We start from the raw sequence: 14590 nt of genomic DNA, 5'->3' as shown, positions 1-14590 counted from the left end.
CAAAGGTAATCATCATGTCCCTTTCCAACGAACAGATCGTCGACGCCATTGCCGGCAAGACCCTGATGGAAGTGATGGAGCTGGTCAAGGCCATCGAAGAGAAGTTCGGCGTCTCCGCCGCCGCCCCGGTCGTCGCCGCTGCCGGCCCGGTCGCTGCTGCCCCGGTCGAAGAGCAGACCGAATTCACCGTCATCCTGAAGGCTGCCGGCGAGAAGAAGGTCGAAGTCATCAAGGCCGTCCGCGCCATCACCGGCCTGGGCCTGAAGGAAGCGAAGGACCTGGTCGAAGGCGCCCCGCAGACCGTCAAGGAAGCCGTGTCGAAGGAAGACTCCGACAAGTTCAAGAAGGACCTCGAAGCCGCCGGTGCGACTGTCGAAATCAAGTAAGTCCTATCCGTCGCCGGGTTCCATTGGCGACAACCCGAGGCCGGGGGCGAAAGCCCCTGGCCTTCGGTCGTTTCAAGACGCAGTGATGTAAATCCGAGTTTGTAGTTGGAAGTAGCGGCAGAAGGCGTGCTGGTGCCGGCAATACCAGCGACTTCCAACTGGAAATTCCCCCGTTCGAAAGAATGTCCCCCGTGGGGTCGCGGACGCGCGACACACGCTGCCAAAGGCACAGTCAAATGACGACATACTCGTTCACCGAAAAGAAGCGCATCCGCAAGGACTTCGGCAAGCAGCGCTCGATCCTGGAAGTCCCGTTCCTGCTCGCGATCCAGGTCGACTCGTACCGTGAGTTCCTGCAGGAGCACACCGACAGCGCCAAGCGCGACGACAAGGGCCTGCACGCCGCCCTGAAGTCGGTGTTCCCGATCGTCAGCTACAGCGGCAATGCCGCGCTGGAATACGTCGGCTACAAGCTGGGCGAGCCGGTGTTCGACGAGCGCGAGTGCCGCAACCGTGGCCTGAGCTACGGCGCCCCGCTGCGCGTCACCGTGCGCCTGGTGATCTACGACCGCGAGTCGTCCACCAAGGCCATCAAGTACGTGAAGGAGCAGGAGGTCTATCTGGGCGAGATCCCGCTCATGACCGACAACGGCACCTTCATCGTGAACGGCACCGAGCGCGTCATCGTGTCGCAGCTGCACCGTTCGCCGGGCGTGTTCTTCGACCACGACCGCGGCAAGACCCACAGCTCGGGCAAGCTGCTGTACAGCGCCCGCATCATTCCTTACCGCGGCTCCTGGCTGGACTTCGAGTTCGACCCGAAGGACGCGCTCTTCACGCGTATCGACCGCCGCCGCAAGCTGCCGGTCTCGATCCTGCTGCGCGCGCTGGGCTACTCCAACGAGGAGATGCTCAACGAGTTCTTCGACGTCAACACCTTCCACATCCTGCCGGAAGGCGTGCAGCTGGAATTGGTGGCCGAGCGCCTGCGCGGCGAAACGCTGAACTTCGACCTGGCCGATGGCGACAAGGTCATCGTGGAAGCCGGCAAGCGCATCACCGCGCGCCACGTGAAGCAGCTGGAGCAGTCCGGCATCGCCGCGCTGGCCGTGCCGGATGAATACCTGGTGGGCCGCATCCTGTCGCACGACGTGATCGACGCCAACACCGGCGAGCTGCTGGCGACGGCCAATGACGAAATCACCGAAGACCAGCTGACCAAGTTCCGCAAGGCCGGTGTCGACGCCGTGGGCACGCTGTGGGTCAACGACCTGGATCGCGGCCCGTACCTGTCCAACACCCTGCGCATCGACCCGACCAAGACCCAGCTGGAAGCGCTGGTCGAGATCTATCGCATGATGCGTCCCGGCGAGCCGCCGACCAAGGATGCCGCGCAGAACCTGTTCCACAACCTGTTCTTCACCTTCGAGCGCTACGACCTGTCCACGGTCGGCCGCATGAAGTTCAACCGTCGCGTGGGCCGCAAGGAAACCACCGGCGAAGCCGTGCTGTACGACAAGAAGTACTACGGCGCGCGCAACGACGAAGAAGCCAAGCGCCTGGTCGCCACGCTCGGCGAGACCTCGGACATCCTGGAAGTCATCAAGGTACTCACCGAGATCCGCAACGGCCGCGGCACCGTCGATGACATCGACCACCTGGGCAACCGTCGCGTGCGTTCGGTCGGCGAAATGGCCGAGAACGTGTTCCGCGTGGGCCTGGTCCGCGTCGAGCGCGCGGTGAAGGAGCGCCTGTCGATGGCCGAGTCCGAGGGCCTGACGCCGCAGGAACTGATCAACGCCAAGCCGGTGGCCGCCGCGATCAAGGAGTTCTTCGGCTCCTCGCAGCTCTCGCAGTTCATGGACCAGAACAACCCGCTGTCGGAAGTGACGCACAAGCGCCGCGTCTCGGCCCTGGGCCCGGGCGGTCTGACCCGCGAGCGCGCCGGCTTCGAAGTGCGCGACGTGCACCCGACCCATTACGGCCGCGTCTGCACCATCGAGACGCCGGAAGGCCCGAACATCGGCCTGATCAACTCGCTGGCCGTGTACGCCCGCACCAACGGTTACGGCTTCCTCGAAACCCCGTACCGCAAGGTCGTGGAAGGCGTGATCACCGACGAGATCGAGTACCTGTCGGCGATCGAAGAGAACGAGTACGTCATCGCGCAGGCCAACGCGCTGCATGACGCCAAGAGCCGCCTGACCGAGCAGTTCGTGCCGTGCCGTTACCAGGGCGAATCGCTGCTGAAGCCGCCCAGCGAAGTCGACTACATGGACGTCTCGCCGATGCAGACCGTGTCGGTCGCTGCGGCGCTGGTGCCGTTCCTGGAGCACGATGACGCCAACCGCGCACTGATGGGCGCCAACATGCAGCGCCAGGCCGTGCCGACGCTGCGTGCCCAGAAACCGCTGGTCGGTACCGGCATCGAGCGCGCCGTGGCGCGCGACTCCGGCGTGACCGTCAACGCCCGCCGTGGCGGCGTGGTCGAGCAGATCGACGCCGGCCGCATCGTGGTGAAGGCCAACGAGAACGAGATTTCCGGGGAAACCGATGCCGGCGTCGACATCTACAGCCTGATCAAGTACACCCGCTCCAACCAGAACACCTGCATCAACCAGCGCCCGCTGGTGAACGTGGGTGACGTGGTGGCGCGTGGCGACGTGCTGGCCGACGGTCCGTCCACCGATATCGGCGAACTGGCCCTGGGCCAGAACATGCTGATCGCGTTCATGCCGTGGAACGGCTACAACTTCGAAGACTCCATCCTGCTCTCCGAGCGCGTGGTGGAAGAGGATCGCTACACCACGATCCACATCGAAGAGCTGACCTGCGTGGCGCGCGACACCAAGCTGGGGCCGGAGGAAATCTCCGCCGACATCCCGAACGTGTCCGAGCAGGCGCTGAACCGCCTGGACGAGAGCGGCGTGGTGTACATCGGCGCCGAAGTGCGCGCCGGCGACATCATGGTCGGCAAGGTCACGCCGAAGGGCGAAAGCCAGCTGACCCCGGAAGAGAAGCTGCTGCGCGCGATCTTCGGCGAGAAGGCGTCCGACGTGAAGGACAGCTCGCTGCGCGTGCCGCCGGGCATGGACGGCACCGTCATCGACGTGCAGGTCTTCACCCGCGACGGCATCGAGAAGGACAAGCGTGCGCGCCAGATCGAGGAAAGCGAGATCAAGCGCGTAAAGAAGGACTTCGACGACCAGTTCCGCATCCTGGAAGGCGCCATCTACGCCCGTCTGCGCACGCAGCTGGTGGGCAAGGTGGTCAACGGTGGTCCGAACCTGAAGAAGGGCGACGCCATCAGTGACGCCTACCTCGACGGCCTGAAGAAGTCCGAGTGGTTCACCCTGCGCATGAAGGACGATGACGCGTCCGATGCCATCGAGCGCGCCCAGAAGCAGATCCAGGCGCACGAGAAGGAATTCGAGCGTCGCTTCGCCGACAAGCGCGGCAAGATCACCGCCGGCGACGACCTCGCCCCGGGCGTGCTGAAGATGGTCAAGGTGTACCTGGCCGTGAAGCGCCGCATCCAGCCGGGCGACAAGATGGCCGGCCGCCACGGCAACAAGGGTGTCGTGTCGACGATCGTGCCGGTCGAGGACATGCCGTACATGGCCACCGGCGAGACCGTGGACATCGTGCTGAACCCGCTGGGCGTGCCGTCGCGCATGAACATCGGCCAGGTGCTGGAAGTCCACCTGGGCTGGGCCGCGAAGGGCCTGGGTCGGAAGATCCAGAACATGCTGGAAGCGCAGGCCAAGGTGGCCGATCTGCGCAAGTTCCTGGACCAGATCTACAACCACGACGAGAAGCTTGGCGAAGAGCGCGTGGACCTGGGCCAGTTCAGCGACGAAGAGCTGGTGGCGCTGGCGAAGAACCTGACCGACGGCGTGCCGATGGCCACCCCGGTGTTCGACGGCGCGGCCGAAGCCGAGATCAAGCACATGCTTGATCTGGCGGACCTGCCGATCAGCGGCCAGACCCAGCTGTACGACGGCCGCACCGGCGAGGCGTTCGACCGCCACACCACCGTCGGCTACATGCACATGCTGAAGCTGAACCACCTGGTGGACGACAAGATGCACGCGCGTTCGACCGGTCCGTACTCGCTCGTCACCCAGCAGCCGCTGGGCGGCAAGGCGCAGTTCGGTGGCCAGCGCTTCGGTGAAATGGAAGTCTGGGCGCTGGAAGCCTACGGCGCGGCGCACACCCTGCAGGAAATGCTGACGGTCAAGTCGGACGACGTGCAGGGCCGCAACCAGATGTACAAGAACATCGTCGACGGTGCCCACGAGATGGTCGCGGGCATGCCGGAATCCTTCAACGTGCTGGTGAAGGAAATCCGCTCGCTCGCCATCAACATGGAACTGGAAGAGTAAGGGCAGGGAAGGGGAGTCGGGCCAGGTGAATCGCGTACGCCAACGCTGATCGCGATCCACCCGCCACCCGGTTCCCCGCTTCCGACCATTCCCCTGTCCCCTGTTCCCGATTCCCGTCTCCAACGGAGAAAGACAATGAAAGACCTGCTCAACCTCTTCAACCAGCAGCGCCAGACGCTGGACTTCGACGCGATCAAGATCGCGCTGGCTTCGCCCGACCTGATCCGTTCGTGGTCCTTCGGCGAAGTGAAGAAGCCGGAAACCATCAACTACCGCACCTTCAAGCCGGAGCGCGACGGCCTGTTCTGCTCGGCCATCTTCGGCCCGATCAAGGACTACGAGTGCCTGTGCGGCAAGTACAAGCGCATGAAGCACCGCGGCGTGGTCTGCGAGAAGTGCGGCACGGAAGTGACGCTGGCCAAGGTGCGCCGCGAGCGCATGGGCCACATCGACCTGGCCAGCCCGGTCGCGCACATCTGGTTCCTCAAGTCGCTGCCGTCGCGCATCGGCCTGATGCTGGACATGACCCTGCGCGACATCGAGCGCGTGCTGTACTTCGAAGCCTACGTCGTCACCGAGCCGGGCCTGACCACGCTCGAGCGCCGCCAGCTGCTGACCGAAGAACAGTTCATGCAGGCGCGCCAGGAGCATGGCGATGACTTCGACGCCGCCATGGGCGCCGAGGCCGTCTACGACCTGCTGCGCACCATCGACCTGCAGGCCGAGATGGTCAACCTGCGCGAAGAGATCGCCAGCACCAACTCCGAGACCAAGCTCAAGCGCCTCACCAAGCGCATCAAGCTGATCGAGGCGTTCCTGGAGTCCGGCAACCGTCCGGAGTGGATGGTCATGACCGTGCTGCCGGTGCTGCCGCCGGACCTGCGCCCGCTGGTGCCGCTGGATGGTGGCCGCTTCGCGACCTCCGACCTCAACGACCTGTACCGCCGCGTCATCAACCGCAACAACCGCCTGCGCCGCCTGCTGGAGCTCAACGCGCCCGACATCATCGTGCGCAACGAGAAGCGCATGCTGCAGGAATCGGTTGACGCCCTGATGGACAACGGTCGTCGCGGCCGCGCCATCACCGGCACCAACAAGCGCCCGCTCAAGTCGCTGGCCGACATGATCAAGGGCAAGCAGGGTCGCTTCCGCCAGAACCTGCTGGGCAAGCGCGTCGACTACTCCGGCCGTTCGGTCATCGTGGTCGGCCCGACCCTGCGCCTGCACGAGTGCGGCCTGCCGAAGAAGATGGCGCTGGAGCTGTTCAAGCCGTTCGTGTTCGCCAAGCTGCAGCGTCGCGGCCTGGCCACCACCATCAAGGCCGCCAAGAAGCTGGTCGAGCGCGAAGAAGCGGAAGTCTGGGACATCCTGGAAGAAGTCATCCGCGAACACCCCGTGCTGCTGAACCGTGCGCCCACGCTTCACCGCCTGGGCATCCAGGCGTTCGAGCCGGTGCTGATCGAAGGCAAGGCCATCCAGCTGCACCCGCTGGTCTGCACCGCGTTCAACGCCGACTTCGACGGTGACCAGATGGCCGTGCACGTGCCGCTCTCGCTGGAAGCCCAGCTGGAAGCGCGCGCGCTGATGATGTCCTCCAACAACATCCTGTCGCCGGCCAACGGCGAGCCGATCATCGTGCCGTCGCAGGACGTCGTGCTGGGCCTGTACTACATGACCCGCGCGCTGGAGAACAAGAAGGGCGAGGGCATGGCGTTCGCCAACATCGCCGAAGTCAAGCGCGCCTACGACAACCGCGCCGTCGAGCTGCATGCCAAGGTCAAGGTCCGCATCAGCGGCACCGTGATCGACGAGGACGGTGGCCGCAGCAAGCAGAGCAGCATCGTGGACACCACGATCGGCCGCGCACTGCTGGCCGAGATCCTGCCGGAAGGCCTGCCGTTCGCCTTGGTCAACACCGAGCTGAACAAGAAGGCCATCAGCCGCCTGATCAACTCCAGCTACCGCATGCTGGGCCTGAAGGACACGGTCGTGTTCGCCGACAAGCTGATGTACACCGGCTTCGCGTACGCCACGCGCGCCGGCGTTTCCATCGGCATCGACGACATGCTGATCCCGGCCGAGAAGAAGGGCATCCTGGGCGAAGCCGAACAGGAAGTGCTGGAAATCCAGGAGCAGTACCAGAGCGGCCTGGTCACCGCCGGCGAGCGCTACAACAAGGTGGTCGACATCTGGTCGCGCACCAATGAGCGCATCGCCAAGGCGATGATGGACACCATCGGTACCGACAAGGTGCAGAACGCCAAGGGCGAGACCATCAACGAGAAGTCGATGAACTCGCTGTACATCATGGCCGACTCCGGCGCCCGTGGTAGCCAGGCGCAGATCCGCCAGCTGGCCGGCATGCGCGGCCTGATGGCCCGTCCCGACGGTTCGATCATCGAGACGCCCATCAAGGCGAACTTCCGCGAAGGCCTGAACGTGCAGGAGTACTTCAACTCCACCCACGGTGCCCGAAAGGGCCTGGCCGATACCGCGCTGAAGACCGCGAACTCCGGTTACCTGACCCGTCGCCTGGTCGACGTGGCGCAGGACGTGGTGATCACCGAGGTCGACTGCGGTACGTCGGAAGGCCTGATGATGACCCCGATCGTGGAAGGTGGCGACGTGGTCGAGCCGCTGCGCGAGCGCGTGCTGGGCCGCATCGTGGCCGAGGACGTGTTCCTGCCGGGCAACGACGAGGATCCCATCGTCACCCGCAACACGCTGCTGGACGAAGCCTGGGTGCAGAAGCTGGAAGACGCCGGCGTGCAGCTGTTGAAGGTGCGTTCCACCATCACCTGCGAATCCACCTTCGGCGTGTGCTCGCACTGCTACGGTCGCGACCTGGCCCGTGGCCACATCGTCAACATCGGCGAAGCGGTCGGCGTCATCGCCGCGCAGTCGATCGGCGAGCCCGGCACGCAGCTGACCATGCGTACGTTCCACATCGGTGGTGCGGCATCGCGTGCGGCGGCCGTGGACAACATCACGGTCAAGACCACCGGTTCCATCAAGTTCAACAACCTCAAGTTCGTCGAGCACGCCAACGGCCACCTGGTCGCGGTGTCGCGCTCCGGCGAACTGTCGGTGCTGGACGGCCATGGTCGCGAGCGCGAGCGCTACAAGCTGCCTTACGGCGCGACCATCAACGTCAAGGACGGCGACCAGATCACGGCCGGCCAGGCCGTGGCCAACTGGGATCCGCATAACCACCCGATCGTGTCGGAAGTGGCCGGTTTCGTGCGCTTCGTGGACTTCGTCGACGGCGTCACCGTCATCGAGAAGACCGACGACCTGACCGGCCTCGCCTCGCGCGAGATCACCGATCCCAAGCGTCGTGGTTCGCAGGGCAAGGACCTGCGTCCGATCGTGCGCATCGTCAACAAGGACGGCAAGGACCTGAACATCCCGGGTACGGACCTGCCGGCCCAGTACCTGCTGCCGCCGCGCTCCATCGTCAACCTGCAGGACGGCGCGCCCGTCGGCGTGGGCGACGTGGTGACCAAGGTGCCGCAGGAAGCGTCCAAGACCCGTGACATCACCGGTGGTCTGCCGCGCGTGGCCGACCTGTTCGAAGCCCGCAAGCCGAAGGACCCGGCCATCCTCGCCGAGCGCTCCGGCGTCATCAGCTTCGGCAAGGACACCAAGGGCAAGCAGCGCCTGATCATCAAGGACACCGACGGTTCCGAGCACGAAGAGCTGATCCCGAAGTTCCGCCAGATCATCGTGTTCGAAGGCGAGCACGTGGCCAAGGGCGAAACCATCGTGGACGGCGAACCCAGCCCGCAGGACATCCTGCGCCTGCTGGGCGTGGAGCCGCTGGCGGCCTACCTGGTCAAGGAAATCCAGGACGTCTACCGCCTGCAGGGCGTGAAGATCAACGACAAGCACATCGAGGTGATCACCCGCCAGATGCTGCGCAAAGTCGAGATCACCGACGCCGGCAACACGAAGTTCCTGGCCGGCGAGCAGGTCGAGAAGCAGCGCATGATCGAGGAGAACGCCAAGGTCGTCGCCCGCAACGAGCTGCCGTCCAAGTACGACCCGGTCCTGCTGGGCATCACCAAGGCGTCGCTGGCAACCGAATCGTTCATCTCCGCGGCCTCCTTCCAGGAGACCACCCGCGTGCTGACCGAAGCGGCGGTCCGTGGCACCAAGGACAACCTGCGCGGCCTGAAGGAAAACGTCATCGTCGGTCGCCTGATCCCGGCCGGTACCGGCCTGGCGTACCACAATCAGCGCCGCCGCAACGCATCGGGCCTGACTGAGGCGGAAGTGGATGCACTGTCCGGCGGCAGCAGCAGCGAAGCCGCCCCGGTGGCCACCGAAGATGCGGGCGAGGAGTCCAGCGCCAGCTAAACCCTGTAATGCCGGCGGCCCCAGGCCGCCCCAGACCACGAAATGAGGCGCAGGAGGCGCCTCGTTTTCGGCCCAGGAAGGGCGGGATCGCAGTCAGTGAGCAGGCATCGGCCCCCGTCGCGTTGACGGTGCGGCCGTTTGCCCGCTATACTTTTCCGTCTAGGTGGGCCGTTCTCGGCCTGCCTTCGTTTTCACGCAAACAAGGCTCCGGCCTTCACACGAAGAAACCACTATGGCAACCGTCAACCAGCTGGTCCGCAAGCCGCGGCAGGCCCCCACGTACAAGAGCCAGTCGCCCGCGCTGGACAAGTGCCCGCAGCGCCGCGGCGTCTGCACGCGCGTCTACACGACCACCCCGAAGAAGCCGAACTCGGCCCTTCGCAAGGTGGCCAAGGTGCGCCTGACCAACCAGGAAGAAATCATCAGCTACATCGGTGGTGAAGGCCACAACCTGCAGGAGCACTCCGTGGTGCTGGTGCGCGGCGGCCGCGTGAAGGACCTTCCGGGCGTCCGTTACCACACCGTCCGCGGCTCGCTTGACGCCTCCGGCGTCGCCAAGCGCCGCCAGGGTCGCTCCAAGTACGGCGCCAAGCGCCCGAAGGCTTGAGGAACTAGAACATGTCGCGTAAAGGCTCAACCCCCCAGCGTGAAATCCTGCCGGACCCCAAGCACGGCAGCCAGACGATCGCGCGTTTCATCAACATGGTCATGCTCAGCGGCAAGAAGTCCGTCGCCGAGAAGATCGTCTACGGTGCCATGGACGTCATCGGCGAGAAGAACCCCAATGCCCTCGAGCTGGTCGAGAAGGCGCTGGACAACGTGTCGCCGGCCGTGGAAGTGAAGTCCCGCCGCGTCGGTGGTGCCACCTACCAGGTGCCCGTCGAAGTGCGCGCCTCCCGTCGCATGGCGCTGGCGATGCGCTGGCTGATCGAGTCCGCCCGCAAGCGTGGCGAGAACTCCATGCCGCGCAAGCTGGCCGCCGAACTGCTGGATGCCTCGGAAAACCGTGGCGGCGCCATCAAGAAGCGTGAAGAAACCCACCGCATGGCGGAAGCGAACAAGGCGTTCGCGCACTACCGCTGGTAACGGCCTGGGGGCCCTTGTAAACAAGGGCCTTTGGCACCATCTGTGTGCCCTTGGCGGCTCAGTTCGCCGCACGAAGACCCCGAAGGCCGCCGCAAGGCGGCATTCGGCCATCTAGAATCGCCCTCCACGGAAAGCCTTCGGCCATGCGCTGCCGGTGATCCAACAAGAAAAGAGAGACTGTCGTGGCTCGCACCACTCCCATCGAGCGTTACCGCAATTTCGGCATCATGGCGCACATCGACGCCGGCAAGACCACCACGTCCGAGCGCATCCTGTTCTACACCGGCGTCAGCCACAAGATCGGTGAAGTGCACGATGGTGCTGCGACCATGGACTGGATGGAGCAGGAGCAGGAGCGCGGCATCACCATCACGTCCGCCGCCACCACGGCGTTCTGGACGGGCATGGACAAGTCCCTGCCGCAGCACCGCTTCAACATCATCGACACCCCCGGCCACGTCGACTTCACCATCGAAGTCGAGCGTTCGCTGCGCGTGCTCGACGGCGCGGTGTTCGTGCTGTGCGCCGTCGGTGGCGTGCAGCCGCAGTCCGAGACCGTGTGGCGCCAGGCCAACAAGTACGCGGTGCCGCGTCTGGCCTTCGTCAACAAGATGGACCGTACCGGTGCCAACTTCGACAAGGTCGTCGAGCAGCTGAAGTCGCGCCTGGGTGCCTACCCGGTGCCGATGCAGGTGCCGGTCGGCGCCGAAGACGGCTTCGAGGGCGTCATCGACCTGCTGAAGATGAAGTACATCCATTGGGATGTGGCTTCCCAGGGCACCAAGTTCGAATACCGCGAGATCCCGGCCGAGTTGGCTGAGAAGGCGGCGTCGGACCGTGCGTTTATGGTCGAGGCCGCGGCCGAAGCCAGCGAAGCGTTGATGGACAAGTACCTCAACGAGGGCGACCTGACGGAAGCCGAGATCATCGCGGGCCTTCGCGAGCGCACCCTGAAGGTGGAAGTGATTCCGGTCTACTGTGGCAGCGCGTTCAAGAACAAGGGCGTGCAGGCCATGCTCGACGGCGTGATCCAGCTGCTGCCGTCGCCGACCGATCGTCCGCCGGTGCAGGGCGTGGACGAGAACGAGAAGGAAGACAGCCGCAAGGCCGGCGACAACGAGCCGTTCTCCGCGCTGGCGTTCAAGATCATGACCGACCCGTTCGTGGGCTCGCTGACGTTCTTCCGCGTCTACTCGGGCGTGCTGAACTCGGGCGACGCGGTTTACAACCCGGTCAAGTCGAAGAAGGAGCGCGTGGGCCGCATCCTGCAGATGCACTCCAACCAGCGTGACGAAATCAAGGAAGTCCGCGCGGGCGACATCGCCGCAGCGGTCGGCCTGAAGGACGTCACCACGGGCGACACGCTGTGCTCGCAGGATCACATCATCACGCTGGAGCGCATGGTGTTTCCGGAGCCCGTCATCTCGATGGCGGTGGAGCCGAAGACCAAGTCGGACCAGGAAAAGATGGGTATCGCCCTGGGCCGCCTGGCGCAGGAAGATCCCTCGTTCCGCGTCAAGACCGACGAAGAATCCGGCCAGACCATCATCTCGGGCATGGGCGAGCTGCACCTGGAAATCCTTGTGGACCGCATGAAGCGCGAGTTCAACGTGGAAGCCAACGTCGGCAAGCCGCAGGTGGCCTACCGCGAGACGATCCGCAAGGCCGTCAAGCAGGAAGGCAAGTTCGTGCGCCAGTCGGGCGGTCGCGGCCAGTACGGCCACATCGTCATCGAAATGTCGCCGGTCGAGCGCGGTACGGGTTTCTCGTACGAAAGCGCCATCGTCGGTGGCGTGGTGCCGAAGGAATACGTCACTGCCGCGGGCAAGGGCATCGAAGACGCCATGAAGAGCGGCCCGCTGGCCGGCTTCCCGGTGGTCGACGTGGCCATCAAGGCGGTGGACGGCTCGTTCCATGACGTCGACTCCAACGAAATGGCGTTCAAGGTCGCCGGTTCGATGGCCTTCAAGGAAGCGTTCGGCAAGGCCAGCCCGGTCCTGCTGGAGCCGATGATGAAGGTCGAGATCGTCACGCCTGAAGATTATCTGGGTGACGTGATGGGCGACGTGAGCCGTCGTCGCGGCATCCTGCAGGGCCAGGACGACAGTCCGTCCGGCAAGGTGATCGCCGCGATGGTGCCGCTGGGCGAAATGTTCGGCTACGCCACCACGTTGCGTTCGATGTCGCAGGGTCGTGCCACGTTCTCGATGGAGTTCGACCATTACGCGGAAGCGCCGGCCAACATCGCCGACGCGGTCGTCAAGAAGAACTAAGAGTTGGGGCAGGGCATCGCTAGCGCGAGGCCCTGCATTCCCGTCACGAATCACGCATAACGAAGGTAGAAGACAATGGCAAAGGGTAAATTCGAACGCACCAAGCCGCACGTGAACGTGGGCACGATTGGCCACGTTGACCACGGCAAGACGACGCTGACGGCGGCGCTGACGAAGGTGGGCGCAGAGCGTTTCGGTGGTGAATTCAAGGCATACGACGCGATCGACGCGGCGCCGGAAGAGAAGGCGCGCGGCATCACGATCTCGACGGCCCACGTGGAATACGAATCTGCCGCGCGCCACTACGCGCACGTGGATTGCCCGGGCCACGCCGACTACGTGAAGAACATGATCACCGGTGCGGCGCAGATGGACGGTGCGATCCTGGTGTGCTCGGCCGCTGACGGCCCGATGCCGCAGACGCGCGAGCACATCCTGCTGTCGCGCCAGGTGGGCGTGCCGTACATCGTCGTGTTCCTGAACAAGGCCGACATGGTGGACGACGCCGAGCTGCTGGAGCTGGTGGAGATGGAAGTCCGCGAACTGCTGAGCAAGTACGAGTTCCCGGGCGACGACACCCCGATCATCCACGGTTCGGCCCGTCTGGCGCTGGAAGGCGACCAGAGCGAGATCGGCGTGCCGGCGATCCTGAAGCTGGTGGACGCGCTGGACTCGTTCATCCCGACCCCGGAGCGTGACGTCGACAAGCCGTTCCTGATGCCGGTGGAAGACGTGTTCTCGATCTCGGGCCGCGGCACCGTGGTGACCGGCCGTATCGAGCGTGGCGTGATCAAGGTGGGCGAGGAAATCGAGATCGTCGGTATCCGTCCGACCCAGAAGACCACGGTCACGGGCGTGGAAATGTTCCGCAAGCTGCTGGATCAGGGCCAGGCGGGCGACAACGCCGGTCTGCTGCTGCGCGGCACCAAGCGTGACGACGTGGAGCGTGGCCAGGTGCTGGCCAAGCCGGGTTCGATCACCCCGCACACCGAGTTCGAAGCCGAAGTGTACGTGCTGTCCAAGGACGAGGGTGGCCGTCACACGCCGTTCTTCAAGGGCTACCGTCCGCAGTTCTACTTCCGCACGACGGACATCACGGGCGCCGTGACCCTGCCGGAAGGCGTGGAGATGGTGATGCCGGGCGACAACATCAAGATGGTGGTGACGCTGATCAACCCGGTGGCAATGGACGAAGGCCTGCGTTTCGCGATCCGCGAAGGCGGCCGTACCGTCGGCGCCGGCGTGGTGGCCAAGATCATCAAGTAAGCAGTCCACGAAACCCGGGCACACGCAGGTGTGCCCGGGTTTTTGCTGGCCTATCGCCGGCCTTTTTCCGGAATCCGCACCTGAATGCGTGGATTTGCTGGAAAATTCCGGCAAACAGGGTTATGATTCGCGCCCCTCGAATGGCCTGATGGCCTTCCGGCGGGAACGCATTGCTGCCGACGCCCCCTGGGAGGCCGTCGGTCATACCGCGAAAAGAGGCGCAGGAAGTGCCTCGTGTTCGCCAGACACGGAGTGTCGCGTGCCAGACCTGCCGGCCCAGCCGGGCAGGGCGCCCCGCTATTGACGGGGTTTGTCACGCGTCCTATACTTTCATGTCTGGGCGGGCCGGTTTACCGGCCTGCCTAGTTTTTCAGGAAGAATCCCCAGCCGTTTCAGGCAACAGGCAGGTCGTGGAATCCACGCGCCCTGCGGGGACCGAAACAGTCTGGACCAATCAGGGGCAAGGCATCCCAGAGGCCGCGCCCGTCGCTCTTTTAACGAAGGAATATCCGTCATGGCGGACCAAAAGATCCGAATCCGGCTCAAGGCGTACGATCATCGCTTGATCGACCGCTCGGCCAGCGAGATCGTTGAAACGGCAAAGCGGACCGGCGCGCAAGTGCGCGGCCCGATCCCCCTGCCCACCAAGATCGAGCGCTTCACCATCCTCGTTTCGCCGCACGTCGACAAGGACGCGCGTGACCAGTACGAGACCCGCACGCACAAGCGCGTGCTCGACATCGTCGACCCCAACGACAAGACCGTGGACGCGCTGATGAAGCTCGAACTGGCTGCCGGCGTCGACGTCCAGATCAAGCTGACCTGAGGCACCGAC

General features: G+C 64.6%; 8 protein-coding genes. All 8 read left to right on the top strand.

The genetic code is table 11. The features are described from left to right. Positions 1-14: 14 nt before the first annotated feature. The 8 genes from rplL to rpsJ all read left to right on the top strand — a co-directional run bounded on the left by rplL (position 15) and on the right by rpsJ (position 14581). Complete coding sequence (gene rplL / locus OVA13_RS08890; RefSeq protein ID WP_267793404.1) at positions 15-386, top strand: 50S ribosomal protein L7/L12; 372 nt, start codon at positions 15-17, stop codon at positions 384-386. Between the two features lie 236 nt (positions 387-622). Further along, on the top strand, positions 623-4771 hold the full coding sequence (gene rpoB / locus OVA13_RS08885) for a DNA-directed RNA polymerase subunit beta (RefSeq protein WP_267793403.1): 4149 nt from the start codon (positions 623-625) through the stop codon (positions 4769-4771). Positions 4772-4906: 135 nt separating this feature from the next. Further along, positions 4907-9130, top strand: a complete 4224-nt coding sequence (gene rpoC, locus OVA13_RS08880) for a DNA-directed RNA polymerase subunit beta' (protein ID WP_267793402.1) — start codon at positions 4907-4909, stop codon at positions 9128-9130. A 232-nt stretch (positions 9131-9362) separates the two neighbouring features. Then, positions 9363-9737: a 30S ribosomal protein S12 gene (rpsL, locus tag OVA13_RS08875; RefSeq protein WP_267793401.1), complete on the top strand. Its 375-nt coding sequence runs from the start codon at positions 9363-9365 to the stop codon at positions 9735-9737. Positions 9738-9748: 11 nt separating this feature from the next. Then, positions 9749-10216, top strand: a complete 468-nt coding sequence (rpsG, locus tag OVA13_RS08870) for a 30S ribosomal protein S7 (protein WP_267793400.1) — start codon at positions 9749-9751, stop codon at positions 10214-10216. Positions 10217-10398: 182 nt separating this feature from the next. Further along, positions 10399-12489, top strand: a complete 2091-nt coding sequence (gene fusA, locus OVA13_RS08865) for an elongation factor G (RefSeq protein ID WP_267793399.1) — start codon at positions 10399-10401, stop codon at positions 12487-12489. Positions 12490-12564: 75 nt separating this feature from the next. Further along, a complete protein-coding gene (tuf, locus tag OVA13_RS08860; RefSeq protein ID WP_267793398.1) occupies positions 12565-13755 on the top strand; it encodes an elongation factor Tu in 1191 nt (396 codons plus the stop codon). Between the two features lie 514 nt (positions 13756-14269). After that, positions 14270-14581, top strand: a complete 312-nt coding sequence (gene rpsJ / locus OVA13_RS08855; protein WP_162109793.1) for a 30S ribosomal protein S10 — start codon at positions 14270-14272, stop codon at positions 14579-14581. Positions 14582-14590 lie beyond the last annotated feature (9 nt).

The sequence above is a fragment of the Pseudoxanthomonas sp. SL93 genome, assembly GCF_026625825.1.
Lineage (GTDB): Bacteria > Pseudomonadota > Gammaproteobacteria > Xanthomonadales > Xanthomonadaceae > Pseudoxanthomonas_A.
The sequence above is the reverse complement of the archived record's forward strand: the minus strand, read 5'-3'. Positions and strand labels throughout refer to the sequence as shown.